Below are 24,362 nucleotides of genomic sequence, written 5' to 3' on the forward strand. Positions count from 1 at the left end.
ATTCAATAGCTCGTAAACGCTGGGACGCTAATCTCGCCGTCCGCCCGGCGTCAAGATCCGTGCACGGTGCAGCCGACTCGGAAAACCAGTGGATCGGCGTCACGGCCCGGCCTTACGGTGCTGCCGGACCGAGTCGCCTGGCAAAGGACGTGCCGTTGTACACCGTGTGAGACCCCCCGAGAGCTGAACTGTCGCGCGTCGCACCTGTGCGCCGCGCTGCTTCTTGCTGCGGACTTCTCACTGAAACCGGTGTATCCCTGTGCTCAACACCTGGGTCGTCATGCCCACTTGCCTGCCGACCGTCCTGCGCCGCTGCCACGCGTGCGCGTCCCCGCGCTTCCGGGCGAACGGCAAATTCCGTGTGAACGCCAACCACAAACGCCTCGACGCCTGGCTCCTCGTGCTCTGCGCCGGGTGCGGCGACACGGCGAAACTCACCGTCTGGGAGCGGATGAACGTCCGTTCCGTCCGGCCCGACCTGCTGGACCGGATGCACACCAACGACCCTGGCTTGGCAGCCGAGTTGCTCCAGGACCCGGTCGTGCGGCGCCGTAACCGCATCGCCCTCGACTGGGACGACGCCTGGCGTCTCGACACCGGCGGATCGGATCACCTGGAGTGCGAGGTGATCGACGTGTCGGTCCGCTTCGCGGCGCGGATTCCGGTCCGGCCGGTGCGACTGATCGCCGAAGCCTGCGGTCTCTCACGGGCCGAGGTCGAGCGCCTGATCGCGGACGGAAAGCTGGTCTCGGCGGTCCGGCTGAGCGGCAAGGTCTCGGGCGACTTCACGTTCACGCTGAAGCGTTGCAGCGTTGCAGCGTTGAAGCGTTGACCACCTGTCACCTCTGAGACGGCGCGGCCGGACATCGCGATGATGTCCGGCCGCTCGGGGCTTGTCAGCTCGTCGCGCGCACCGCCTCACGGATGAGGTCGGCGACCTCCTTGGGACGGGAGACCGCCACCGCGTGCGAGGCGCCGTCCAGTTCGACGATCGTGGCCCCGGCCCGCTTGGCGCCGAAGCGCTCGACCTCAGGGTTGATCGCCTCGTCCGCGCCGGCCACGAGCGCCCAGGACGGCTTGGTCTTCCACGCGGCCACGGGCGCGGTCTCCTCGAACGCCGAGGCGGCCAGCGGGCGTTGGGCCGCGGCGAGCACCTTGGTGACGTCCGCGGGCACGTCGGCGGCGAACACCGACGGGAAGGCACCCTCGGCGATGGTCACCTCGACACCCGGGTCGGCGCCCGGGACCGGGTAGGTCCACTCCTTGAGGTTGCTGACGAGCGGCGAGAGCGGGAAGCGCCCCTGCAACTCGCCCAGGCTCTCGCCCTCTTCGAGGACGTAGGCGGCCACGTAGACCAGACCGACGACGTTCTCCGTGACACCGGCGACGGTGATGAGCGCACCGCCGTAGGAGTGGCCGACGAGGACGACCGGGCCGTCGATCTGGGAGGCGACCGAGGCGATGTAGGCGGAGTCCGAGGCGAGGCCGCGCAGTGGGTTGGGCGGCGCGATCACGGGGATGCCGTGACCCTGGAGCTCCTCGATCACCCCGGACCAGCTGCCGGCGTCCGCGAAGGCGCCGTGCACGAGGACGACGGTGGGAGTGGTGGACATGAGCGGTTCTCCTTCTCGGGTCAGCCGTGCAGCGCGGTGCGCAGGGTGGTGACGGCCTGGTTGATGGCGGCTTCGGCGGCGTGGGTCTCGCGCAGGGCGTTGAGCATGACGAAGTCGTGGATGATGCCCTGGTAGCGCACGGCGGTGACGGGGACGCCGGCCTGGCGGAGCTTGCCCGCGTAGGCCTCGCCCTCGTCACGCAGGACGTCGGCCTCGCCGGTGATGACCAGCGCCGGGGGCAGACCGGTCAGCTGCTCGGTGCCGGCGCGCAGCGGGGAGGCGGTGATCTGGGCGCGCTCGGCCTCGTCGGTCGTGTACTGGTCCCAGAACCACTGCATGGCGTCCCGGCGCAGGAAGTAGCCCTCTGCGAACTGGTGGTAGGAGGGGGTGTCGAAGCTGGCGTCGGTGACCGGGTAGAACAGCACCTGCTGCACCAGGGGGAGGTCCCCGCGCTGCTTGGCCATCAGGGTCAGCGCGGCAGCCATGTTGCCGCCGACGGAGTCCCCGGCCACCGCGATCCGGGAGGCGTCCAAGCCCTTGCCGGCGCCCTGCTCCACGACCCACTTGGCGACGGCGTAGTTCTGCTCGATGGCGACGGGGTAGCGGGCCTCGGGCGAGAGGTCGTACTCGGGGAAGACGACCGCGGCGTTGGCGCCGACGGCGAGTTCGCGCACCAGGCGGTCGTGGGTGTGGGCGTTGCCGAACACCCAGCCGGCGCCATGGATGTACACCACGACCGGAAGGCTTCCGGTGGCGCCTTCGGGCTTGACGATGCGGGCGCGGACGCTGCCGGTGGGGCCGCCGGAGACGGTGATCCACTCCTCGTCGACGGCGGGCTTGGCGATGTCCCCGGACTGCACCTCGTCGACCGTCTTACGGCCCTCCACGGGGCCGAGATCGAAGAGGTACGGCGGGTTGGCGGTCGCCTCGGCGAAGGCCTGGGCGGCGGGCTCCAGCACCGGCTGGACCGGCTCGACGGCGTCGGACATGGGGTTCTCCTCGGTCTTGGAATGCGCTGTGCGGGCGCCTCGGTGAGGACGCTAGAACGGCGAGGCCGGGACCGGTTGCTCACCAGTGCACCGGTGCCGGTCCGGCAGCGCACAGCAGGCGTCGGCCCCTGTGGTGGGCGGCGAACTGGATCAGCCACTGGGCCGCTGCTCCCGGAACTGCGCAGGCGACACCCCGTACGCCTTGCGGAAGGCGTGGCTGAAGTGGGTGGGGCTGGCGAACCCCCAGCGGGCCGCCACTGCGGCGATCGTGCGGTCGGCTCCCGAGGGGCGGGCGAGTTCGGCTCGGCACGCCTCCAGCCGACGTCGGCGGATCCACCCGCCGACCGTGGTGCCCTGCTCCTGGAAGAGCTTGTGCAGATAGCGCAGCGAGATGCCGTGCTCCGCCGCGAGCACGCCGGGGGAGAGCTCGGGTTCCGCCAGGCGCGCGTCGATGGTGGCCTTGATGCGGTCCAGCATCGCGGCCTGCCCGGTCGCGGCCGACGGCCCCGCGCCGGCCGCCTCCGTGCCGGTGGACCGGTCGGCGGCCAAGGCCGCGAGGAGGTCCGCGACGGCCCGCGCGAGCCCCTCGCGGGCGGCCGGGGCGACCGCGTCGATCTCGCGGACCAGCCCGTCCAGCAGCGGCAGCAGCAGCGCGGCCGGCCTGTCGGGTGTGTCGTCGACGACCTTCGCGGTGATCCGGCGGAGCTCCGCCTCGCCCAGCCTCAGCAGCGGGCGGGGGACCATCAGGACCCGCGCCCGCTGTGCCTCCGGCAGCACCACGCTGAACGGCCGGCCGGCGTCGTAGAAGACCAGGCTCCCCGGGCGCAGGCGTGCGCGGCGGCCGTCCTGGAACACCAGGGCGGTGCCCTCCAGTTGGAGGCGGGCGAACAGGTGCATGCGGCCGTCCGCGGCGGTGTCCCGCATGGTCCGTACGACCTCCACGGCGTCCGTCTCCTCGCTCGCGACCTGGAGCACGCCCAGGTGCAGCAGCCTCAGGGAGCCCCGCCAGGACGCCGGGTCGCTACGGGTGACCAGTTCGACGTCGCCGTACGCGCGCGAGAAGGACCGCTGCCCGCACGCAGGCGCTCTCAAGACGCCTCCAGGCAGCGGCGGTCGCGTTCGGCGAGCAGCCAGTCGGTGGGCGAGGTGCCGTACTCGCGGCGGAACGCCCGGGCGAAGTGCGCGGTGCCGCTGAATCCCCAGCGCCGGGCGACCCCGCCCAGCCCGGCGGCGTCGGTCAGTTCCCTGCGGCACTCCTGGAGCCGCAGCCCGCGGATCCAGCGGCCGACCGTCGTGCCCTCCTGCTCGAACAGCCGGTGCAGATAGCGCACCGAGATGCCGTGGGCCCGGGCGATGACCGCGGGTGTGAGGGCGGGGTCCGCCAGGTTCCAGCGGACGTACCGCTGGACGCGCAGCAGCAGCACCCGCTCGGCGCCGGGCAGTTCGGCCGGTTCCTCGCCCAGCTGCTCGGCGGCGGTCGCGGCCAGCAGGCCGACGGCGCTCTCGGCGATCCGGTCGGCCACCGGCCCGGAATAGGACTCCGAGGTGTCCGCGAGGCGTGACATGAACGGCGACAGCAGCGCGGCGAGCCCGCCTCGCGGGCGGACGGCCTGTGCCGTGATCCGTCCGAGAGCCTCCTCCGGCTGGCCGAGGAGACGGCGGGGCACGGCGAAGATCTTCAGCTGGAACCGCTGCGGGAAACGCGTGCGGTACGGGCGTACGGTCTCGAAGAACGCGATGTCACCGGGCCGCAGTTCGGTGTAGCGGCCGTCCTGCTCGACCTGGGCCGTGCCGCTGGCCTGGACCGCGACGAACACCTCGGTGCCGTCCCCGCGGGCGACGCGGCGCGCGTCCCGGTGCACCTCGCCCGGATCGCAGTCGACGGTCGTGATCCGCAGGTCGCCCAGGCGGTCCGTGCGCATCGTGGCGTCGTACGTCCCGCCCTCCGTACGGATGTCCATCCCCACCAGCGTGGCGAACACCGCGTCGTGCCAGAACTCCAGGCTCTCGCGGGGCGGCACCGAACGGGTGCAGAACACCTGGCCGCGCCCCCGCGCCGCGCAGTCGTCTTCCGTGAAGGAATCGTAGAAGGCTGACATACCCGTCAGCCTGCCTGGAGCCGGGCACCCCAGGCATCAGTCGGTCGACTGGTTCGCGCCGCCGAGCCGGGCGCGCAGGAAGGCGGCGCCCTGCCGCACGGCCGCCCGGGTCGAGGGGCTGTCGCGCAGAGCGGTGAGGGAGACGAAGTCGTGGACCGTGCCCAGATAGCGGACAGCGGTCACCTCGACGCCCGCCCCGCGCAGCCGTCGCGCGTACTGCTCCGCCTCGTCGCGCGTCACGTCCGCCTCCGCCGTGATCACCAACGCCGGTGGCAGCCCCGCCAGTTGGGCGGAACTCGCCCGCGCCGGGGACGCGGTCGGCTCGGCCAGGTGCCGGGGATCGTCGCTGTAGTGGCGCCAATAGGCGCGCAGGGCCTGCCGGGTGAGCAAGTACCCCTCGGCGAACTGCCGTTGGGAGGCGCTGGCGCAACGGGCGTCGGTGATCGGGTAAAAGAGCAGCTGGGCGCTGAGGCGCGGGCCGCCGCGTGACTTCGCCAGCAAGGTGAGCGCGATGGCCAGCGTGGCGCCGGCGCAGTCCCCGGCCACCGCCAACCGGCCCGCGTCCAGCCCCAGTTCGGCGGCGTGACGGGCCATCCAGGACAGCAGGGCGTAGCACTCCTCGACGGCCACCGGGTAGCGCGCCTCCGGGGTGCGGCTGTACTCGGGGACGACGGCGGCCACCCCCGCACCGACCACGAGGTCGCTGATCAGCCGCGCGTGCGTGTGCGCGTCGCCCAGCATCCACCGGCCGCCGTGGGTGTAGAGCAGGGCGGGCAACGGCCCCCGGGTGCCGGCGGGCCGGAACAGCCAGAACCCCACCAGCCCGGACGGCCCCACGGGCGCCACCTGGAACACGGCGTCCACCGCGAAGTCCTCGATCCGCCGGGCCTGGGACTCCCGCAGGGCCTGACGGCCGGCGGTCGGGGACAGCTCGTGGAGGTACGGCGGCGCCGAGGACGCGTCGAGCAGGCGCTGCGCCAGGGGCTCCAGAACCAGCGGGGACGGGTGCTGCCCGTCCGGCTCCATGCGATGTCCGCCTCTCGCCCGGTCACTTCTCGCACACGAGGAGATCACGCAGCTGATGGCGGCTGCTGACGCCCAGTTTGGGATAGACGTTGTAGAGGTGCGAGCCCACCGTACGCGGCGACAGGAAGAGCTGTTCGCCGATCTCCCGGTTCGACAGCCCCTTCGCGGCCAATCGGACGATCTGCCGTTGCTGGGCGGTGAGTTCGGCCAGCGGATGCTCCGCCGCGGGCGTCTCGGCCACCCCGCTCGCGCGCAGCTCGGCGCGCGCCGACTCGGCCAGTTGCCGGGCACCGAGCCGGACGGCTGTCTCCAGTACGACGGTCAGCTGGGCGCGCGCCTCCAGTGGCCGCCTGCGTCGGCGCAGCCAGCGGGCGAGGTCCAGCCGGGCCAGGGCCCGTTCCAGCGGCCAGGTGGCCGCCTCGGGATTGACCACCGCCAGCTGGAAGTGGTGCTCGGGGTCCGCGTCCTCGTCGACCAGGGCCGCCGCGTGATGCATGAGCAGCGTCATCCGGGTCGTCGGGCGGTCGCCCTGACGGTGCCGGACCCGGGCCAGGACATGGGCCGCCTCCCGGTGCCGGCCCGTGCGGTGCGCGGCGACGGCGAGTTCGGCGACGCACCGGGGCGAGAGGAAGGGGTCCAGGGGATCGCCGTCGTCCGCGAACAGCGTCCGCAGCTGCCGGAAGGCGCCCTCCGCGTCCCCGAGGGCGAGAGCGGTCAGACCGCAGGCCCGCAGCATCCGGGCATGGGTGGCCCGGTTCTCGTACAGGCTGACGGAGCGCCAGGCAGGGCCGGTGAAGGCGGTGCCCGGGACGCTCTCGCCGCGCAGTGCGTGCAAAGTGGTGCGCAGGGCCTGGAGGTCCAGTTCGACACGGGTCCAGCGGTGGACGGCGGCGTGGTCGAGACCCTCCTCGATCAGGGACTCGGCCTCCGCCCACCGCCCGAGACCCAGCAGGGCGTCCACCTGGTCCGGCAGGGCCCAGGCCAGCGGACCCAAAGCGCCCTGGGCGCGCAGCAGTTCGCCCGCCTGGCGGTACTGCTCCGCGCACAGGTCGGACTCGTCGGTGTGGTGGGCGAGCGAGGCCGCCGCGAGGAGCTGGGCCGGTCGGCTCGACTCCGGTGTGCTCAGGGACGCGAGGACGTCGTCGGCCTTCACGCCGCGCAGCCGCTCCACCTCCCGCCAGTGCTCCGGTAGCCCGGACTGACGGGCGATGGCGGTCGCGAGGACCAAGAGCATCGGGGCGTCGTCCGTCAGCCCTACGGCCCCCATCAACAGGTCGAACGCCTCACGCTGGTACGACTGCAACGACAGCGCCCCGCTGAGGGCGCAGACCGCGGCGCCCGACCCCGGTTGTGCCAGTGCCGCGTACAGTTCGCGCACCCATGCGGGGTCGCCGAGGTCGCTCGCGGCGGTGAGGGCGGCGGCGAGGCGGCGGGCGCGGTCGGAGGCGTGGGGGCTCAGTTGCGCGGCCCGCTCCAGGGCACGGGCCGCGGTGAAGCGGTCGGCCCGGGCGGCGGCCTCTTCCAGCGCCGCCGCCACCGTTTCGTCAGGGCCGATGGCCGCCGAGGCCAGATACCCGGCGCGGTGGACGGACCGGGCGGCCAGGCCCCGGCAGGCCTGCTGGCGCAGTTTCGCCGGCTGCCGGTGCAGGGCCGCGAGGCGCGTCAGCGCGTTGCGGAAGACGACGCGGTCATCGGCCAGCCTGACCAGTCCGGCCGTCTCGGCCGGCGCCCACACCCGCAGGTCGTCGGTGCCCAACGCGGCCATCAGGGTGGCGAGTTCCTCCTGCGGTTCGGCGAGGGCCGCGTACAGCAGGGCGCGCCGGGTGTCCTCCGGCAGTGCGTCGAGAGGCTCGGCGACCGCGCGCGGGATGCGCCCGGGTCGATCCGCTGCACGGCTGAGCTCGATGATCGCCAGTGGATTCCCGGCCGCCTGCCGAAGCAGCTCCAGCCTGGCCCGCCCAGTCGGCGCACCGGGCTGCGCGTCCAGCAGCCGGGCCGCCGCCTTCGGGGTCAGGGGACGCAGTGACCGTACGGCGATGTCAGCGGGGAGGCCGGGAGGCGGCGTGTCTCCGCACGCCGTGAACAGCGCGGTCACCGCTTGGCCGGTGAGGCGCCGGGCCACGAAGGACAGCACGGCCGCGGAGTCGCGGTCGCAGTCCTGGAGATCGTCGACCGCCAGCAGCACCGGACCCGCCTTCGCGAGACGGGTCAGCAGCGCCAGGACCGCGGAGGACAGGTTCCGTTGCCGCGGCAGGCCGTCGTATGGCGTGAACAGGGCCTGCACCACCCGGCGTTCGCCCTCCGCCAGCGCCTCGCACTCGTCCCGGACCGGCAGCAGGAGCTGGTGCAGGCAGGCGTACGGCTCCCGCGCCTCCGACGGACAGGCACGCGCCGTGAGCACACGTGCCCCCTGTGCCGCGGCCCTCCGCAAGGCGATCCGCAGCGTCCGGGTCTTGCCGCTGCCGGGTTCCCCCAGCACCAGCAGGGACCGCGGTACGTCGGCACGCGTCAGGAGCCGGTCGACGTCCGCTTCCCAGCCCACCGCCGCTCCCGTCTCTGTGTCCTGCCCGGTGATCGCAGGCTGTCAGCGAGGTGGCGGGCCGCGCTTCTGTCATGTGACCGGTCGTACGCGGGCGGCCTGGCAGGATGGGGCGTGAGCGGTGGCGGGCGGGAACGGGACTTCATGGACTTCGGTGGGATCAGCGGCTTCGACGACTTCGGAGCCGGGCAGGAGGACGGACCCGCACTGCTCGGCCGGGAGCGCGAACTGTCACGGATCGCCCGCCTGATCGACGCGGCGGACGGTGACGGCCCCCGTGTGCTGGTGCTGACCGGTGAGCCGGGAGCGGGCAAGAGCGCCCTGATCGACCGGGCCGCGGCGCAGGCCAGGGAGCGTGGTCGGCGGGTCCTGCGGGTACGGGGCTGCGAAGGCGAGCAGGACCTCGGCTTCGCCGGGGTGCACCAGCTGCTGCGCCCCGTCCTCGGCGGCGTCGACCGGCTGCCCGCGCACCAGCGCGACGCCCTGCGCCACGCGCTCGGCATGGACCCGGCCGGCGGAGCGGCGGCGCCGGACCCGTTGACCATCAGGGCCGCGATGCTGGCGCTCCTGCTGGACGCGGCGGCGCGGCAGCCGCTGCTGATCGCCGTCGACGACGCCCAGTGGCTGGACGTCGGCTCCCTGGACGTCCTCGCCTTCGCCGCCCGGCGCCTCGACGGGGAACCCGCGGTCCTGCTGCTCGCCGCCCGCGAGGCGGCGGTACCGGCACGCTTCGACCGCGACTTCCCGCATCTGACCGCCGGCCCGCTGGACCGGGCCGCGGCCGGCCGGCTGCTGGACGCTCAGCCGCAGCCCCCGACGGGCCGGATGCGCTCCCGCATCCTCGCGGAGGCGGCCGGGAATCCCCTCGCCCTCATCGAGCTCACCCGCGCCTTCGCCCGCGACCCGGGCGGCGCCCCGCCCGTGACCGACCGCGCCCTCGGTGCCGCCGACACCCTGCCGCTGACCGCCCGTCTGGAGAACCTGTTCGCCGCAGACCTGCCCGCCCTGCCGACTGCCACGCGACGAGCCCTGCTCCTGGCGGCGGCCGCGGGCACCGCCCAACTCTCGGACGTGCCCGACGCAGGTGACCCAGAAGTCTGGGCACCGGCCGAGCAGGCGGGACTGGTCCGGGTCGAGGGCGGCCAGGTGCGGTTGCGGCACCCGCTGGTCCGCTCCGCCGTCCACCAGGCGGCCACCTTCACCGAACGCCGTGCGGCCCACCTCACCCTCGCCGCCGCGCTCGCCCACGAACCCGACCGCCGCGCCTGGCATCTCGCCGCGGCCGCCCTCGGCCCCGACGAGGAGATCGCAAACGCCCTCGCCGAGAGCGCCCGCCGCTTCCGCCACCGGGGCGGACACGCCGCCGCGGCGACCGCCATGGAACGCGCCGCCGAACTCACCCCCGACCCGGGCGAACGCGCCCGCCGTCTGCTCGCCGCGGCCGAGTCCGCCATGTACGCGGGGCACCCGCAATGGGTCGGAGAGATCGCGGGCCGCGTCACCACGCTGACCGACGACCCCCAACTCCTCGCCGAGGCTTCCCTGCGGGCGGGCTGGTCCCTCGCCGTCACCCTGCGCCACGACGACGCCCTGGCCTTCCTGATCCCCGTCGCGGAGTCCATGGCCACGCCCGCACCGGCCCTCGCCCTGAGCGCCCTGGGCACGGCGGCGACGCCCGCGTACAACTCCGGCGACCCCCGCCACCGGCACGACATCCAGCGCATCGACGGCCTCGTCGCACCGCAGCCGGACGGTACCGATCGCGTCTGGACCCGGGCGGCGACCCAGCCGTTCACCGACCGGCCGCAGCAGCTGAAGCACCTCACCGCTGCCGTCGACACCCTGCCCGACGACTCGGAGCGCACCCTGCCCGGACTCGTCACCCTCGGCGGCGCGGCCTGGATCCTGGACGAGACCGAGGAGGCCGTACGTCTCCTCGGCCGCGCCCGCGACCACCTGCGCAGCGCCGCCACCGCCGGCGCCAACTGCACCGTCGCCCAGGCCCTGGCCCTGGCGCACTTCGAGAGCGGCTCCTGGGACGCGGCGCAGGCCGCCGCCGAAGAGGCCTTCTGGATGGCGACGGAGGCGGGCGCGGACAACGTCGCCGTCGGCTCACCGATCCTCCGGGCCACCCTGCGCGCCGCCCGCGGCGACCACGTCGGCGCGCGGGCCCAGGTGGCGGACGCGATCCGCGGCCGGGACCTGCGTACCTCCCGCAGCCTGTACGTGCGTCACCGCCACGCGCTCGCCCTCGCGGCGACGGCGGAGGGCGACCACGAGACGGCGTACGGCCAGCTCCGCGCCACCTTCACCGACGAGGCCCGCCCCGCCCCCGTCCACTACCACGCCTCCCTCTACCACCTCGCCGATCTCGCCGCCGCAGCCGTCCGCGCAGGTCGGGCGGACGACGCCCGGGCCGTGCTCGACGCCGTGCGGCGCACCCTCGAACAGCCGCGCTCCGCCCGGCTGGCCGCGATCGTGCACCGCGCCTCGGCCCTGCTGAGCGAACCCGAGGACGCCGAACCCCACTTCCGCGCGGCGACCGAGGACCCGGCGGCAGCCCGCTGGCCCTTCGAACTAGCCCTAGCGCGCCTGGATTTCGCGGAGTGGCTGCGCCGCCGCCGACGCACCGCGGAGGCCCGTCTTCATCTGACCGCCGCCCACGACACCTTCGTACGACTGGACGCGCGCCCCTGGACCGAGCGGGCCGCCGCCGAACTCCGCGCGGCGGGCGTGACCTTGACGCCCGCCGACGCCGACGCCGTGGCCGACCTGACCCCGCAGGAGTTGCAGATCGCCCGGCTGGCGGCGGAGGGCCTGACCAACCGTGACATCGGCGCCCGGCTCTATCTCTCCCCGCGCACGGTCGGCTACCACCTGCACAAGATCTTCCCCAAGCTCGGCGTCACCGCCCGCGCTCAACTGCGGGACGCCCTCGGCCGGTTGCCCGACTCGGACTGACAATTCCTCAGCGCCTCACAGCTGGACGAGCTTCTCGAAGAAGAACTCGTGCTTGAGGAAAGAGGTTTCGTGCTCCGCGCCCGGATAGGGCGGGATGAGCTGGGCGGCCTGGAAGAGCCGCCAGCCGTCCTCCAGGGCGGCGACGCCGGTGGCGTACGGCGGTTCGTCGCTGTCGCCGGTGGTGGGACGGGTGGTGCCGGTGCCGTCGTAGCGGGCCCAGCCGACCACCTGTGAGTCGAGGGCGGACGTGGACAGGTACAGGACGAGGACCTGCTGGCGGGTGACGCCCGCGGGAGTCCGGGTCGTCTCGTGCTCCGCGATGGTCATGACTGGCTCCTCAGGGCGGGCCGGTTGGCGATACGGGTGGCCCAGTGGTCGATGTCGAAGCCGGAGTCTCCGCTCAGAGCGCGCCACAGCTGGATCCGGTTGTGGATCTCCAGTCGGCCGGTCGCGGGCTCGTACCAGGGGAAGGTGCGCCCCAACTCCTCCGACACGGCGGGGGAGTTCAGATCCGTCACGTCCCACAACCGCACCTGCGGCACGGTCGGGTTGAAGCGGATCTTGTACATGTGGCGGACGGTGTCACTGTCGTTGCGCCGCCCACCGTGCCAGATGCCGTGGTGCAGCAGCATGACCGTGCCGGCGGAGCAGGTCAGCCGGGTCTGGCCGAGCAGGTTCTGGTAGCGGCCGGTGTCGGACTCGTTGATCCGGCGGAGATGGCTGCCCGGCACGACGAGGGTCCCGCCCATGTCCGCGGTGACGTCCTGCGGGTAGTACATGAGCTGCACGTCGAAGGCGTCAGGGCGTACGTCGATGAGGGCGTCGGCGTGCAGCGGCTGTGCGCTGCCCTCGTGCGGCTCACGCGTGTGCACGAAGTGGTGGTCGACGGTCGGGCCAGGCCCGACCAGGCTCTGCAACGCCCCGGCGACGGCGGGCAGTTCGACGAGCCTGCGGGCGAACGCCCCCTCGGGGAACGCCTTCGGCACAGGTGTGCCGTACGGAACTGCGGGCAGATCGGCGGCGAAGACGTCCAGCGCCTCCGCGTTCATCTCCGCCGGCACGACGCCGTCGAGACGCAGGAAACCGTGCGCCACGAACCGCGCCACCTGAACGCTGCTCAGCAGCTGAGGTGTGGTTGACATACGGCGAGCCTAGGATCGGTCATCGCTCCTGCAATGGGTCGTAATCGACGACCGCTGGTAATTTTCCACCATGCGGCAACACGTGGAGCTGGCCCTTGATCTCCCGCCCCAGGTGGCGAACGCGGGCGTGGGCGTGCACGGGGCGGCCGGGCCCCACGAGGTGTTCCGGCTGCCCAGGCTGTGGCAGCTCCACCTCTACAGCTACTCCGGCACCTTGGAGTTCGGCGGCGTCTCCCACCCGATCCGACCCGGTCATCTGAGCCTGGTGCCGCCCGACACCGAGGTGCACTTCCACTACGACACCCCGCGCTGCGAGCACCTCTACGCCCACTTTCGGCTGCCGGGCGAGGGGGAGCGGCGCCGGCTTCCGGCGATGCAGGACACCGGGGCCGACGCGACCGCGCTGAGCGGGCTGCTGCGTCAGACGGTCGCGGCGATCACGCAGTCCCCGCTGCGCGCCTCGGCGGAACTGTGGACCGTGCTGTGGCGCACGACCACCCTGACCGGCTCCGCGGAGAACAGCCCGAGCCCCCGGCACCCCGCGCTGCGGACCGCCATGGCACACATCGAGGAACACCTGGCCGGACCCCTGACCATCCCGGCCGTCGCCCGCGCCGCGGGTGTCTCGCACACCCACCTCACCCGGCTGTTCCGCGAGGACACCGGACACACGGTCGTCGGCTACATCAGACACCGCCGCATGGAGCGCGCCCGGCACCTCCTCAACTCCTCCACCCTGGCCATCCCGGCGATCGCGGCCGCCGTCGGCATCTCCGACCTCCAGGCCTTCAACAAGACCTGCCGCAAGGAACTGGGCGCCTCACCACGAGCGGTGCGACAGGCGGCGAGCGGGTGACCGCCCGGCACATCTAGTCAGCCCGCGTGAAGGTGCCCAGCCCCTCGGCGTCCAGGTACTCGACGGTGAAGGACTTCTTGCCCGGATCGAAGGTGACCCCGGTCCGGCCGACCGCGTTCTCACCGGCCGTCTCGAAGCTGAACGTGTCACCTTCGTAATGCGTGAGCCGGTACGACTGGGGCTCCGGGCCCAGCTGGAGGGTCAGACGGCCCTTGGCGTCGGCGACGACCCGCGCCCGCCCGTAGTAGTCGCTCGCGTATGTGCCGGTGTAGGTGTCGGCCGCCTTCGCGGGCGCGGCACCGGAGGGCGGATGCGCGTAGTCGGTCTTCGAGCGCCCCTCGTCCTCCTGCTGCTGGTACAGCGCGTCCACGAGCGGGATCCAGTCGCGGCTGACCTTCCCCGTCTGCGCGATGTCGAAGAAGTCCAGGGCCACGGCGTCGGCGACCCCGGCCGGTGAGCTGTTGGTGAGGACGACGATGCCGAGTTCCTCGCCGGGCAGCATCGTGACGTTGGTGTGCGCGCCGAGCGCGAACGCCCCGGTGTGCGAGAGCCTGAGGCGGCCCTCGTCGTCGTAACTCACGTTCCAGCCCAGGCCGTAGAAGCCGGTCCGGCCAGCCGCCGCGTGGGGCGGACTGGCGACCGCCTCGGGCCAGTGGGTGCGTTCCAGGGCCTCGGCGTCGATGACCTGCTTGCCGTCCAGCTGCCCCTCGCCGAGCTGGAGCCGCAGCCACCTCGCCATGTCCCGGGCGCTGGAACTGACGCCGCCGGCTGGGGACTGGGCGTCGGGATCGCGAACGGACTCTGCCTTCCAGTCGCCGTCGGCGTCCTTGACGTGGCCCCAGGCGCGGTTCGCGGCCGTCGCGTAGTCCTCGAAGCGGGAACTGGTGGAGTCCATGCCGGCCGGCTTGTAGAGGGTGTCGGCGGCGAGCTTCTCCCAGGAGACGCCCTTCTCGTCGGCGACGGCCTGGGCGGCGGCCGTCAGACCGAAGTTGGTGTAGGCGTAGCTCGCGCGGAACGGGGCCAGTGGCTCGTAGCGCAGGTGGGACAGGATGTAGTCGCGGTCGTAGCCGAGGTCCTCCAGCAGATCCCCGGCGTGGTCGGGCAGACCGCTGCGGTGCGAGAAGAGGTCGGCGACCGTCACATGGGAGGTGACCCACGGGTCCTTCAGCCGGAAGTCCGGCAGGTTCGGGGCGACGGGCTCGGTCCAGCCGTCCACACCGACCGCGCCGGCGACGACGGTGGAGGCGATCGGCTTCGAGACGGAGGCCAGCTGGAAGACGGTGTCGGCGTCGACGGCGGCCTTCTCGCCGGCCTTGCGGACCCCGTAGCCCTTGAGATGGATCACCTTGCCGTCGTGCACCACGGCGACGGCCACTCCCGGCGTCCCGGTGCGTTTCATGGCCGCCTCGACCACACCGTCCAGCTGGTCGACGGCCCGCTGCACCTCCGCGTCGTCGAGCTGGGGCGGGGGCTGCGGAGGGGGCGGCGAGGGTCCTGGTGCGGCGGCGCCCAGCAGCGCCGACAACCCGGCCGCGGCGATCCACCCAAGAGTGCTCACCCCTCCATTGAAAGACCCCCGCCGCGGTCTGTCGCGCGCTGCCGGACGACCCCCGCCGGGGGCCTGCTAGGTCCTGGGAATCGGCCGGGCGTAGACGTTCTCCGGGGTCACGATCTCGGTGATCGCCCGGGCGAGCAGGGAGGAAGGCTCCTGGCCCGCCGAGAGGATGTCGGTGTTGATCATCAGCACCAGGGTGGCCCTCTTCGAGGGCAGGTAGACGGTGACCGTCTCGTACCCCGGGATGGACCCGTTGTGCCCGATCCAGCCGCCGCTCTCGAAGATGCCCAGGCCGTACTTGGTGCCGGGGAAGCCGGTGGGGAGCATCTTCAGCCGCTGCGCCTGGGTCTCGGGCCGCAGCAGGGTGCCGGTGGCGACGATCTTCGCCCAGCGCCGCAGGTCGTGCAGATCGGAGATCATCGCCCCGGCCGCCCAGGCCCAGCTGGGGTTCCAGTCCGTGCTGTCGGCGACCTCACCGGTCAGCGTCTGGTTGGTGTACCCACGCGGGTGCGGCCGGGGGAACTCGAAGCCCCGGGGGAGCAGGGTGTGGGACAGCCGGGCGGGGCGCAGCACCCGCTCCTCCAGGAAGTCCGTCAGTGGCCGCCCACTGACCTTCTCGACCACCAGCCCGAGGAGCACGAGATTGGTGTTGGAGTACTCGAACTTCTCGCCCGGCGCGAAGGTGTTCTTGTGCTTGAAGCCGTACGACAGAACCTCGCGCGGGGTGAAGAACCGCGTCGGGTCGCTCAGCAGATCGTGCTGGAAACCCGCGTCGGCGGTGTAGGGGTAGAGACCGCTGCGCATCTCGGCGAGGTGGCGGAGCGTGATCCGATGCCCCCGGGGCACGCCGTGGACGTAGCGGGAGATCGGGTCGTCGAGCCCGATCAGGCCGTCGTCGACGAGTTCGAGCACCGCGGTGACCGTGAACGTCTTGGTCTCGCTGCCGATCCGCACGAACACGTCCGACTTCATCGGCCGACCCGTGGCCGTGTCGGCGACGCCGGTGGCGCGGACGTAGCTGCCCTTGCCCGGCATCCACAGCCCCGCGACGACACCGGGGATGCCGGCCTGCCTGCGGACCTTCTCGATGGCCGCGTCCAGCCGCGAGACCAGCTTCGGATCGAGTGCGTGCGGGGGACAGTCGTCACTCACGCTGCTCCGGGGCGCCTCGGCGGCGGTGGCGGGGGCCGCGGCCATCGGGGTCAGCAAGGACGCCACGAGCAGCGCTGCGGCGAGGACACGGCGGGCGGGGATACGTCGTCTCACGTCTCGGTGCCTCTTCCAGGTCTGGGGCGAGGCAGTCACGTCACCATCCGCGCCGTGAGCGCGCGTTCTCCGGACGGGCGCCCACCGTACGAGTCCACCCGTTCGCGCCGCACGCGTCGCTCTGACGTACGTATCGCCTCGGGCGCACTGGTCGGCAGGCGACGGGGTGCGTCATCGTGTGAGCTGCCGAGCGTCTGGTGAGGGGGAGAGGCGAGTGAGGATCGTCGTGACGGGCGCGTCCGGGTTCGTGGGGCGCCTGCTGGTGAGGGAACTTCTGCGCGCACGGTCCTTCACCGGCGTACCGATCACCCGGCTGGTGCTGGTCGATCGCGCCGCTCCGCCCGACGACGGACCGACCGCGGACTCGCTCGCACAGGTGGTGACCGGCGATCTGGTCGAGCGCCTCGCCGAGGTGTTCGCCGAGCCGGTGGACGTGGTGTTCCATCTCGCCGCGGCGGTGTCCGCCGAGTGCGAGGCCGACTTCGACCTCGGGATGCGCGTCAACGTCGACGCGACACGCTCGCTGCTGGAGGTGGCGCGGGCGCAGTCGGCGGCCGGCGGGCCGACGGTACGGGTGGTGTTCACGAGCAGCATCGCCGTCTACGGCCGGCCGGCGGCGGGGGACCCCGTTCCGACGGTCAGCGAGACGACCTTGCCGGCCCCGCGATCGAGCTACGGCACGCAGAAGTTGATGTGCGAGCACCTCATCGCGGACATGAGCCGCCGCGGCTACGTCGATGGGCGCGTGGCCCGGCTGATGACCGTGGCGGTACGACCGGGACGGCCCAACGCGGCCGCGTCCGGTTTCGTCTCCGCGATCATCCGCGAGCCGCTGGCCGGACGGCCGACCGTCTGCCCGGTCGCCCCGGAGCTGAAGCTGGCCCTGGCCTCCCCGCGGACGACGGTCCAGGCCCTGCTGCGCATCGCGGAAGCAGAACGCGGCGACGAGCCGGGCCGGATCCAGGGGCCGACCCCCGTCAACGTCCCCGCGCTCACCGTCTCGGTCGCCGACATGCTCGACACGCTGCGACGGCTGACCGGCCCGGAGACCGCCGACCTCGTGACGTTCACACCCGATCCGTCCGTGGAGGCCGTCGTGGCCTCCTGGCCCGCCGACTTCGACAACACCCGCGCCGCGCATCTGCGCCTGCGACCCGACGCGAGCTTCGAAGCGGTCGTACGGGACTATTGCGCCGACCATCCCGAGGCGCTCGTACGACAACTCGGCTGAAGGGCAGCTCTGGGGCTGTGTGTCATCCGGACTCGTCGCCGCTGTGCAGCGCCGCGAAGAGGGTGTCCAGGCCTCCGCGGATTCTGGCCGCGGTGAGGTGGTCGAAATAGTCGCGGGAACTCACGATCCGCCCGTCGCGCACCCGCAGGACGAAGATGCCGGGGAGGGCGAACTCCTCGCCGGTCTCGGCGACGGTGCCCTGGTACTCGAACTCCGCGACGACGACCTCGGGATCGGCGGTCTCGTGGACGGTGATGTTCGCTGGGCGGCGGATCAGGGTCGGGCCGGTGCCCGTGGGGGCGAAGTGCGCGCGCAGTTCCTCGCGGGTGCGCAGCGCCGCGGCGCGTAGGGGGTGGAAGGGGTGGACGACGTCGGTGTGTTCGGCGTAGAGCTCGGGGAGTTCCTCCCAGCGGCCCTCCGCGACACCGTTCACCAGGGCGAGGAAGACGTCACGCGGGCTGCGGTGCTCGGGGTCCTCGGACATGGGCTCCTCTGGCATGGGTCCGCTACTATCCGGAGTGGTGACTCCGAATATATGGAGTCGTCACTCCGGTAGTCAACGCTCTTACGAGGAAACGGGGTTGGATGGCACGGCGAGCTGACGCGCAGGCCAATCGCGAGCGCGTCCTCGATGTCGCCGAGGACGTTTTCGGGCACGGCGGGAAGTCGGCTTCCACCGAGGAGGTGGCGCGCCTCGCCGGCGTCGGTATCGCGACGGTCTTCCGGAACTTCCCCACCAAGGCCGCCCTGTTGGAGGCCGTGCTCGTCAGGCACTTCCACCGGCTCACGGCGGAGGCCGAGACGCGGCTCGATGCCCAGGAGCCGGGCGAGGCGTTCTTCGGCTTCTTCCGCCATCTCGTCGCCGACGCGGCGAAGAAGATCGCCCTCGGGGAGGCCCTGCTGGAGGCGGGCGGCGCCGCCGACAACGACGCCACCGAAGCCTCACGGGCCCTGAGCCGAGCGGTGGGTGAACTCCTCGACCGCGCCCAACAGGCCGGCGCGGTACGTGACGACGTCGAACTGCCCGAGGTGTACGCCCTGTTGGTGGGCGCGTCCCGGGCCGTGGCCCACGCGTCGCTGGACGACGAGGTGCAATCCCGCATGCTCGGCATCGTGTTCGCGGGGCTCGCGCCGGCCGCGGGGCGCGCGTGAGTGGCGTTCAGGACCCGCCGCCGGTCAGACGGATGCCAGCCAGGCCGCGGTGTCCTCAGGACGGCTGAAGCGGAGGGTGTTCAGCGGGGCGAAGCGGGGATCGTGGACCCGGCGTTCGATCTCGCGGCGGCGGGGCCCGTGTTGGGACCAGGCCCACCAGGCCGGGTGCTCCCGGCTCAGCCAGCCCCGCCACGTCTCCCGGTTGCCGCCGAAGAGGGGCTCACGGGTGACGGTGCGCCGCACGGAGCGGCGGAGAACGCGAGGCATGACGACCCGCTTGGGATAGTCCAGCCAGACCACGCTGTCGGCCCGCTCCCACAGCAGGTCACGAACCTCCGGATAACCGAGGGAGTCGACGACCCAGCCGGGTTCGGCGGTCAGCCGTGACACGTCCTCGGCCAGGTCGCCGTTGACCGCCCACCCGGGGCCGTCGAAGTACAGCGCGTCCATCTCGTGGTACCGCAGGCCCAGTCGAGCGCTCAGGGCTCGCGCGAGCGTCGACTTGCCCGCACCGGTGACACCCACCACCAAGATCTGGTCCAAGAGTGCACTCCTTGCTCGCGACTGCCGCTGGAACTCTGTCTTCCGTCTGACTTCAGCACTATGGCGTAGTGACCCATACCCCATCGATCCGTACGCTCCCCGGTGGTACCGATCCCTGACCGAGCGGTTCGCTCGAAGTGGAGGCTCGCCGTGCACCCTGGTCGTGTCCGTCTGTTGATCTGGACCGCCCTGGTCGCCTTGATCATGGCCATCCTGCCGGGGACCGCGACCGCGACCGCGACCGCGGCCGCGGCGGCCGGTGGCGAGGGAGGTGGCGGAACCGGCGGCGCCAAGGTCGTCGCGGCGGAGAAGGTGGGGAACCGCCTCGTCGACCTGACCGTCTCCTCGCCCGCGCTGGGCCGGACCGCCAAGGTGCGGCTGCTCACCCCGGACGGCTGGGACGAGCGCGGCAAGAAGCAGCGCTGGCCGGTGCTGTTGCTGCTGCACGGCTGCTGCGACACGTACGACAGCTGGACCCGCCAGACCGACGTCGCGACGCTGCCCCAGCTGCGCGACACCCTGGTCGTCATGCCCGAGGGCGGGGAGTACGGCTGGTACAGCGACTGGTGGAACCACGGCAAGGGCGGCTCACCGGCCTGGGAGACCTTCCATCTGCGTGAGGTGCTCCCGCTGCTGGAGCACGGCTACGGCGCCGGACACCGCCGCGTGATCGCCGGGCTCTCCATGGGCGGCCTCGGCACCCTGCTCTACGCCGCCCACCACCCCGGCATGTTCAGGGCGGCCGCGAGCTACAGCGGCGTGGTGCATCCCCTGTACGGCGACTTCCCGTACGGCCTGATGGACCTGTTGCGGGACTACGGTCAGGACCCGCTCGCGATGTGGGGCGACCCGGTGGCCCAGCGCGCCATCTGGGAGGAGCACGACCCGTACTACCTCGCGAAGCGGCTGCGCTCGACCTCCGTCTTCCTGTCGAGCGGCGACGGCACCGCCGGCCCCTTCGACCCGCCCGGCGCCCACGACGACCTCGAGGCGGTGCTGAATGAGATGAACCACGCGGTCGCCGACCGGCTGAAGGCGGCCGGAGTACGGCTCACCACCGACTTCTACGGTCCCGGCACCCACGACTGGCCCTACTGGGAGCGCGAACTCCACCGCTCCCTGCCCCTGTTGCTGGGAGCCCTGCGGTAGGCGTAGCCGCAGGCACCAGGATGCGTCGAGCGTCCAGAGGGGCCCGTGATGGCCGAAATGCCGTCTGTTCACGGGTGGGTGAACGCCAATACCGTGTGCGGCCTTCGCAGCCTGGGAGGTCTCGTGAACGGTCTCCGCGCGATCATCATCTGCCTTGTCGTCACGTGTGCCGCGGTCGTGTCACCGGCCGCGGTCGCACAACCGGCCGTGCCCCTCACACCGAGCTGGTCCGTGCTGCCGGTGCCGGCGGCCGCACCGCCGGTGACCGTGTCCGATCTCGCCGCCCGCGGGCCGGACGAAGCGTGGGCGACAGGGTACGAGCACGCCGCCGACGGACTGCGGCCGATGCTGTACCGGTGGGACGGCACCGCGTGGAGCCGGGACACCACCTTCCCCGGCGCCGCCGAGCTGGGCTGGCTCGGCAAGGTGCAGTTCGTCGGCGAGGACGTGTGGATCTTCCACAACCACGAGGGGACGGGGGAGATCCTGCGCCGGTCCGCGGACGGCTGGAATGCCGTGCCGTTGCCGCAGACGCTGTGGACCTACCAGGACTTCGCCGCGGTGCCGGGCGCCGCATGGGTGGTCGGTGAGGACGACACCGGGCTGAAGGTGCTTCATTACGACGGTTCCGGGTGGACGTCCCAGGCCGCCCCGGACGGGGTGCTGTTCCTGATGGGGCTCACCGCGCGCTCCGCCGACGACGCCTGGGCCTGGGCGGACACCAGCACCGGGACGACCGTGCTGCGCTGGGACGGCACGGCGTGGCGGGACGCGAACGTGCCGCTGCCGCCGGACAGCAATGTGCACACGATGCTGCTCGAACCGTCCGGCCGGATCACGATCGGCGGCAGCCAGTACACCGACGGCGTGTCCCGCACCTACCTGATGACCTTCAACGGGCATGCCTGGCGCACCGGTTACCCGCCGCTGGGTGACACCTACACCGGTGGCATGGTGCGCGGCCCGGACGGCGCGTTGTGGCTCCCGATGCGCAGCGATCGCGCGTTCCAGTCGAAGTACGCACGCGTGGACGGCTCACGCACGAGCTTCTCCCACGGCCCGGAGCGCACGAACGCGATCGACGTCAAGCCGAGTGTCCTGGCGAGGGCCGGGTCCGCGCTGCTGTCCTTCGGGACCGTCGAGATCTACGGCTCGAAACCGAACCTGATGAGCGAGCGGCTGGGAGGCTGACCATGGCACGCCGACTTCTCGTCGCCGCTCTCGCCGTCGCCATGACCTTCATGACGCTCATGACCTCGGCCGCGGCGGAGACCACGTCCTGGCAGCACGTTCCGGTCCCGGCACAGGTACGCCCGCAGGCCGCGCTGAACGAGGCCGTGGCCTTCGGTCCTGACCGGGCGTGGGCGGTGGGCGCCGACGCCGTGGGGCGCGAGGCGCCGGGCTTCCCGCTGGTGCTGCGCTGGGACGGCACCGCCTGGCAGCGGCACAGTCTGTCCGGGATCGGCTGGCAGGGAGAGCTGCTGTCCGTCGCCGCGAGCTCGCCGACCGCCGTCTGGGCGGTCGGCCGCGACGCGGCGGGCGGCACCCGTCTGCTGCACTGCGACGGCACCACCTGGTACGAGACCCGGGCGCCACGCGGAGTCGTCCTGACGAAGGCCGTCGCCGGCGGCGGTGAGACCTGGCTGATCGGCTCACGGGACAGCGCGCAGGTGCTGCTGCGCCGGGACGGGCGCGGTTGGCAGGACGTACCGGTGCCGCCCGGGACGGTCTACGGCCTGCACATCCTGGCCGCCGACGACGTGTGGGCCGCGGGGGAGACCAACTCGGGTGCGGCGGTGTCGCATTGGGACGGGCAGGCGTGGCAGCAGACCGTCGTGGACGGGTTCCCGCGCTCGGCCGTGGGCAGCGTGCTGGCCGTCTCGCCGACGGAGGTCTGGGCGGGCGGCACGGCCGGGTTCGTCGGCGGCCCGCCGGGGCGGCCGATCCCCCCGCTGCTGGTCCGCTTCGACGGGCAGACGTGGAACAAGGTGACCGTGCCCACCGACTTCGGCGGGATCACCTCACTGACACCCACCACATCCGGCGCGCTGGGCTGGGTCTCGGTGGCCCGCTCGCAGAAGTGGGGCCCGCCGGGCAGCACACCACCGCTGGTCCCCGGACCGGACTTCCTCGCCTGGGACGGGCAGTCGTTCGCCGGGTACGACGAACCGGCGGTGGCCGGCGAGGGGGACTCCCGGACGCTGCGGCTGGCGCCGGTGCCGGGTACGGCGTCCGTGTGGTCGGTCGGCCGCGCGGATGGACCTGAAGGCACGTTCGCTCCGCGCATCCTGCGGTTCGGCTGACAACGCCCAACGAGCCGCGCACGGCGGCTCGTTGAACGTGACAGGAGTGACGCCGCAGCCTACTCGTCGATCACCGAGCCGAAGTGGGCGCCGTGGGCGGTGCCGCCCAGAGCGGAGGCCCCGTAGGAGAGGGAGCCCTCGGCGAGCAGGCCGCTGCCGCTCGCGGGCAGCAGCCACACCGCGCCGTCGTCGGCGTTCTCGTCCGGCGCGGCGGCCACGAGCTCGGCGCGGCCGTCACCGTTGGTGTCCACGAGCCGCACCTGGGCGCCCCACGCGTCGCTGGCCTCGGCCGTACCCGGGATGTTCGCGGTGTTCTGGTCGAAGGACTGCGAGCCGGTGCCGGTCAGTCCCGTCCGCGAGCCGCGCAGCAGCCACACCGCGCCCGCGTCGGCGACCGTGCCCACGTCCTCGCCGGGCGCGCCGACCGCAACGTCGGCGCGGCCGTCACCGTCGACATCCGCCACGGAGAGGTCGTTGCCCCAGGCGTCGCCGCGCTCGGCCGTGCCGGGCACGCCGGGGGAGTTCTGCGACCACCACTGCGCGGCGGTACCCGGGCCCTGGGTTCCGGCGGGGCCGTCCTCGCCGCCGTAGTACACGCCGACGAGGCCACCGGGGGCGTCCGCGTCGCCCGTGGTGTCGTCGACGCCGCTGAGCTGGCCGACGACGAGGTCGTCGTACCCGTCGCCGTTGATGTCGCCGGAGGCCGAGCCCAGACCGCCGTGCAGGTCCCGCTGGTAGGCCAGACCCTCGGGGCCGCCGGCGTAGAGGGCCGACCAGCCCTTGGCGTAGTCGTCGTCGGGGCTGTAGCCGGAGACGACGAGGTCGGCGAAGCCGTTGTGGTCGTAGTCGCCCGTCGTCAGATAGGCGCCGTTGAGGGCGTGGCCGGTGGAGTGCGGGGTGCCGACCTGGCGCAGGACGCCCGCGTGGTACGTGAAGACGTTCAGGCCCGTCTGGTCGAGGACGGTGAGCTGGTCGGCGTCGACGTCCCCGGTGAACCGGGCGGCGGAGAGCGCCAGGCCGAAGCGGGCGTCGGCGGTGGACCGGGCGGCGGTGACGCTCGACGTGCGCTCGGTGTCGAGGCCCTGGGCGGAGCCGTACAGGACGGTCACCCGGCCCGCGTCCTCGACGCTGCCCTCGTCCTCGCCGGGCGTGCCGACGACCAGGTCGTCGTAGCCGTCGCCGTCGAGGTCGCCGGTGGCGATCGCCTGCCCGAAGCGGTCGCCGAACTCGGAGGTTCCGGGCACGCCGGCGGTGGACTGGCTGAGGAGCTGGACGTGGCCCCTCGGCACGGTGGTGTTGGTGCCGATCCCGTTGGGTGCGCCGTACTGCACGGTGACGTACCCGGCGCCTTCCTTGCCGTCGACGGTGCCGTCCGGGGCGCCGGTGACGACGTCGTCGTAACCGTCCCCGTTGAAGTCGCTGTTGCGGTCGGCGGCGGCGGTGCCGCCGGGAACGCCCGCGAACGCGGTGGGCGCGGCCAGGATGCCGGCCCCCGCCAGCACCAGGAAGGAGGCCGCGGCGACGGCGGCGGAGCTTGCGGTGCGGCGGGTGGTGCGCAGGGTGAAGCCCATGTCTGTTTCCCCCGTGGAAGGTTGATGGTCAGTCAGTGATTCCGTCAGTCGGCTGGTCTGGTCCGACGCGGAGTTCGACATGGGTGCCACGCCACTGGTTGTGGAGCCCGGGCGGGCTGTGACACGCCGGTGACATCTGTTGCGAGGCGCCGATGTACGTGGTGAGCGGTGGCGCCTACTCGTAGCAAGGCGCGCCGCACTGCACGGTGACCGTCCCGCTGGTCTCCCAGGGCATCGGCACGGCCAGGGCGGGAGCCGTCACAGTGGTCAGGCCGGTGATGGTCAGGAGGGCCACGGCCAACAGGCGCTTGCGGAGGTTCATCTGGTTCCCCTGTTCCTCTCGGTGGTCAGAGGGACAGTGGCATCG

General features: G+C 72.6%; 22 protein-coding genes. 8 read left to right on the top strand and 14 right to left on the bottom strand.

Annotated features, from left to right (window positions below; translation table 11 throughout):
• The first annotated feature begins 259 nt into the window (after positions 1-259).
• Positions 260-832, top strand: a complete 573-nt coding sequence (locus IQ210_RS13935) for a DUF1062 domain-containing protein (protein ID WP_322656360.1) — start codon at positions 260-262, stop codon at positions 830-832.
• A 64-nt stretch (positions 833-896) separates the two neighbouring features.
• Here the strand turns inward: IQ210_RS13935 and IQ210_RS13940 are convergent, their stop codons facing one another.
• From IQ210_RS13940 to IQ210_RS13965, 6 genes are all read right to left on the bottom strand, one after another.
• On the bottom strand, positions 897-1,613 hold the full coding sequence (locus IQ210_RS13940; protein ID WP_194079298.1) for an alpha/beta fold hydrolase: 717 nt from the start codon (positions 1,611-1,613) through the stop codon (positions 897-899).
• A gap of 20 nt (positions 1,614-1,633) precedes the next feature.
• Positions 1,634-2,602, bottom strand: a complete 969-nt coding sequence (locus IQ210_RS13945) for an alpha/beta hydrolase (protein ID WP_194079299.1) — start codon at positions 2,600-2,602, stop codon at positions 1,634-1,636.
• 150 nt (positions 2,603-2,752) lie between these two features.
• Positions 2,753-3,694: a helix-turn-helix domain-containing protein gene (locus IQ210_RS13950; RefSeq protein WP_228047724.1), complete on the bottom strand. Its 942-nt coding sequence runs from the start codon at positions 3,692-3,694 to the stop codon at positions 2,753-2,755.
• Complete coding sequence (locus IQ210_RS13955) at positions 3,691-4,701, bottom strand: AraC-like ligand-binding domain-containing protein (protein ID WP_194079300.1); 1,011 nt, start codon at positions 4,699-4,701, stop codon at positions 3,691-3,693. Before IQ210_RS13955 ends, IQ210_RS13950 begins: the two co-directional genes overlap by 4 nt.
• Positions 4,702-4,737: 36 nt before the next feature.
• Complete coding sequence (locus IQ210_RS13960) at positions 4,738-5,727, bottom strand: alpha/beta hydrolase (protein ID WP_194079301.1); 990 nt, start codon at positions 5,725-5,727, stop codon at positions 4,738-4,740.
• A 22-nt stretch (positions 5,728-5,749) separates the two neighbouring features.
• Positions 5,750-8,269: a helix-turn-helix transcriptional regulator gene (locus IQ210_RS13965; protein ID WP_194079302.1), complete on the bottom strand. Its 2,520-nt coding sequence runs from the start codon at positions 8,267-8,269 to the stop codon at positions 5,750-5,752.
• Positions 8,270-8,380: 111 nt separating this feature from the next.
• Here IQ210_RS13965 and IQ210_RS13970 point away from each other — a divergent pair, with 111 nt between their 5' ends.
• Positions 8,381-11,227: a LuxR family transcriptional regulator gene (locus tag IQ210_RS13970; RefSeq protein WP_322656361.1), complete on the top strand. Its 2,847-nt coding sequence runs from the start codon at positions 8,381-8,383 to the stop codon at positions 11,225-11,227.
• Between the two features lie 15 nt (positions 11,228-11,242).
• Here the strand turns inward: IQ210_RS13970 and IQ210_RS13975 are convergent, their stop codons facing one another.
• The gene (locus tag IQ210_RS13975) at positions 11,243-11,554 is read right to left on the bottom strand and encodes a hypothetical protein (protein ID WP_194079303.1); all 312 of its coding nucleotides are present in this window, start codon (positions 11,552-11,554) and stop codon (positions 11,243-11,245) included.
• Positions 11,551-12,369: a phytanoyl-CoA dioxygenase family protein gene (locus IQ210_RS13980; RefSeq protein WP_194079304.1), complete on the bottom strand. Its 819-nt coding sequence runs from the start codon at positions 12,367-12,369 to the stop codon at positions 11,551-11,553. The genes IQ210_RS13975 and IQ210_RS13980 overlap by 4 nt, the downstream gene beginning before the upstream one ends.
• A 70-nt stretch (positions 12,370-12,439) precedes the next feature.
• Here IQ210_RS13980 and IQ210_RS13985 point away from each other — a divergent pair, with 70 nt between their 5' ends.
• Positions 12,440-13,225 (top strand): AraC family transcriptional regulator, encoded by a 786-nt coding sequence (locus IQ210_RS13985; RefSeq protein WP_194079305.1) that lies wholly within the window; start codon positions 12,440-12,442, stop codon positions 13,223-13,225.
• Between the two features lie 13 nt (positions 13,226-13,238).
• Here the strand turns inward: IQ210_RS13985 and IQ210_RS13990 are convergent, their stop codons facing one another.
• The gene (locus IQ210_RS13990; protein WP_194079306.1) at positions 13,239-14,783 is read right to left on the bottom strand and encodes a serine hydrolase; all 1,545 of its coding nucleotides are present in this window, start codon (positions 14,781-14,783) and stop codon (positions 13,239-13,241) included.
• A 66-nt stretch (positions 14,784-14,849) separates the two neighbouring features.
• The gene (locus tag IQ210_RS13995; protein ID WP_194079542.1) at positions 14,850-15,977 is read right to left on the bottom strand and encodes a serine hydrolase domain-containing protein; all 1,128 of its coding nucleotides are present in this window, start codon (positions 15,975-15,977) and stop codon (positions 14,850-14,852) included.
• Between the two features lie 283 nt (positions 15,978-16,260).
• On the opposite strand from IQ210_RS13995, the gene denD reads away from it, so the two are divergent.
• The gene (denD, locus tag IQ210_RS14000; RefSeq protein ID WP_194079307.1) at positions 16,261-17,277 is read left to right on the top strand and encodes a D-erythronate dehydrogenase; all 1,017 of its coding nucleotides are present in this window, start codon (positions 16,261-16,263) and stop codon (positions 17,275-17,277) included.
• 22 nt (positions 17,278-17,299) lie between these two features.
• Here denD and IQ210_RS14005 read toward each other — a convergent pair whose 3' ends face one another.
• On the bottom strand, positions 17,300-17,761 hold the full coding sequence (locus IQ210_RS14005; protein WP_194079308.1) for a nuclear transport factor 2 family protein: 462 nt from the start codon (positions 17,759-17,761) through the stop codon (positions 17,300-17,302).
• Positions 17,762-17,862: 101 nt separating this feature from the next.
• Between IQ210_RS14005 and IQ210_RS14010 the strand changes: the two genes are divergently transcribed.
• Positions 17,863-18,429 (top strand): TetR/AcrR family transcriptional regulator, encoded by a 567-nt coding sequence (locus IQ210_RS14010; RefSeq protein ID WP_194079309.1) that lies wholly within the window; start codon positions 17,863-17,865, stop codon positions 18,427-18,429.
• 24 nt (positions 18,430-18,453) lie between these two features.
• On the opposite strand, the gene IQ210_RS14015 is transcribed toward IQ210_RS14010, so the two are convergent.
• On the bottom strand, positions 18,454-18,972 hold the full coding sequence (locus tag IQ210_RS14015) for a P-loop NTPase family protein (RefSeq protein WP_194079310.1): 519 nt from the start codon (positions 18,970-18,972) through the stop codon (positions 18,454-18,456).
• Between the two features lie 204 nt (positions 18,973-19,176).
• On the opposite strand from IQ210_RS14015, the gene IQ210_RS14020 reads away from it, so the two are divergent.
• From IQ210_RS14020 to IQ210_RS14030, 3 genes are all read left to right on the top strand, one after another.
• Positions 19,177-20,121 carry an alpha/beta hydrolase gene (locus IQ210_RS14020; protein WP_194079543.1) on the top strand — a complete coding sequence of 315 codons (945 nt, stop codon included), beginning with the start codon at positions 19,177-19,179 and terminating at the stop codon, positions 20,119-20,121.
• Positions 20,122-20,244: 123 nt separating this feature from the next.
• Complete coding sequence (locus IQ210_RS14025) at positions 20,245-21,312, top strand: hypothetical protein (RefSeq protein WP_194079311.1); 1,068 nt, start codon at positions 20,245-20,247, stop codon at positions 21,310-21,312.
• A gap of 2 nt (positions 21,313-21,314) precedes the next feature.
• A complete protein-coding gene (locus IQ210_RS14030) occupies positions 21,315-22,424 on the top strand; it encodes a beta propeller repeat protein (RefSeq protein WP_194079312.1) in 1,110 nt (369 codons plus the stop codon).
• 59 nt (positions 22,425-22,483) lie between these two features.
• Here the strand turns inward: IQ210_RS14030 and IQ210_RS14035 are convergent, their stop codons facing one another.
• Together IQ210_RS14035 and IQ210_RS14040 are read right to left on the bottom strand one after the other, a co-directional pair.
• On the bottom strand, positions 22,484-23,995 hold the full coding sequence (locus IQ210_RS14035) for an FG-GAP repeat protein (protein WP_194079313.1): 1,512 nt from the start codon (positions 23,993-23,995) through the stop codon (positions 22,484-22,486).
• 175 nt (positions 23,996-24,170) lie between these two features.
• Complete coding sequence (locus tag IQ210_RS14040) at positions 24,171-24,317, bottom strand: hypothetical protein (RefSeq protein ID WP_194079314.1); 147 nt, start codon at positions 24,315-24,317, stop codon at positions 24,171-24,173.
• Between the last annotated feature and the right edge of the window lie 45 nt (positions 24,318-24,362).

Origin of the sequence: Streptomyces justiciae (genome assembly GCF_015163075.1) — a bacterium.
Taxonomy (GTDB): Bacteria; Actinomycetota; Actinomycetes; order Streptomycetales; family Streptomycetaceae; genus Streptomyces; species Streptomyces justiciae.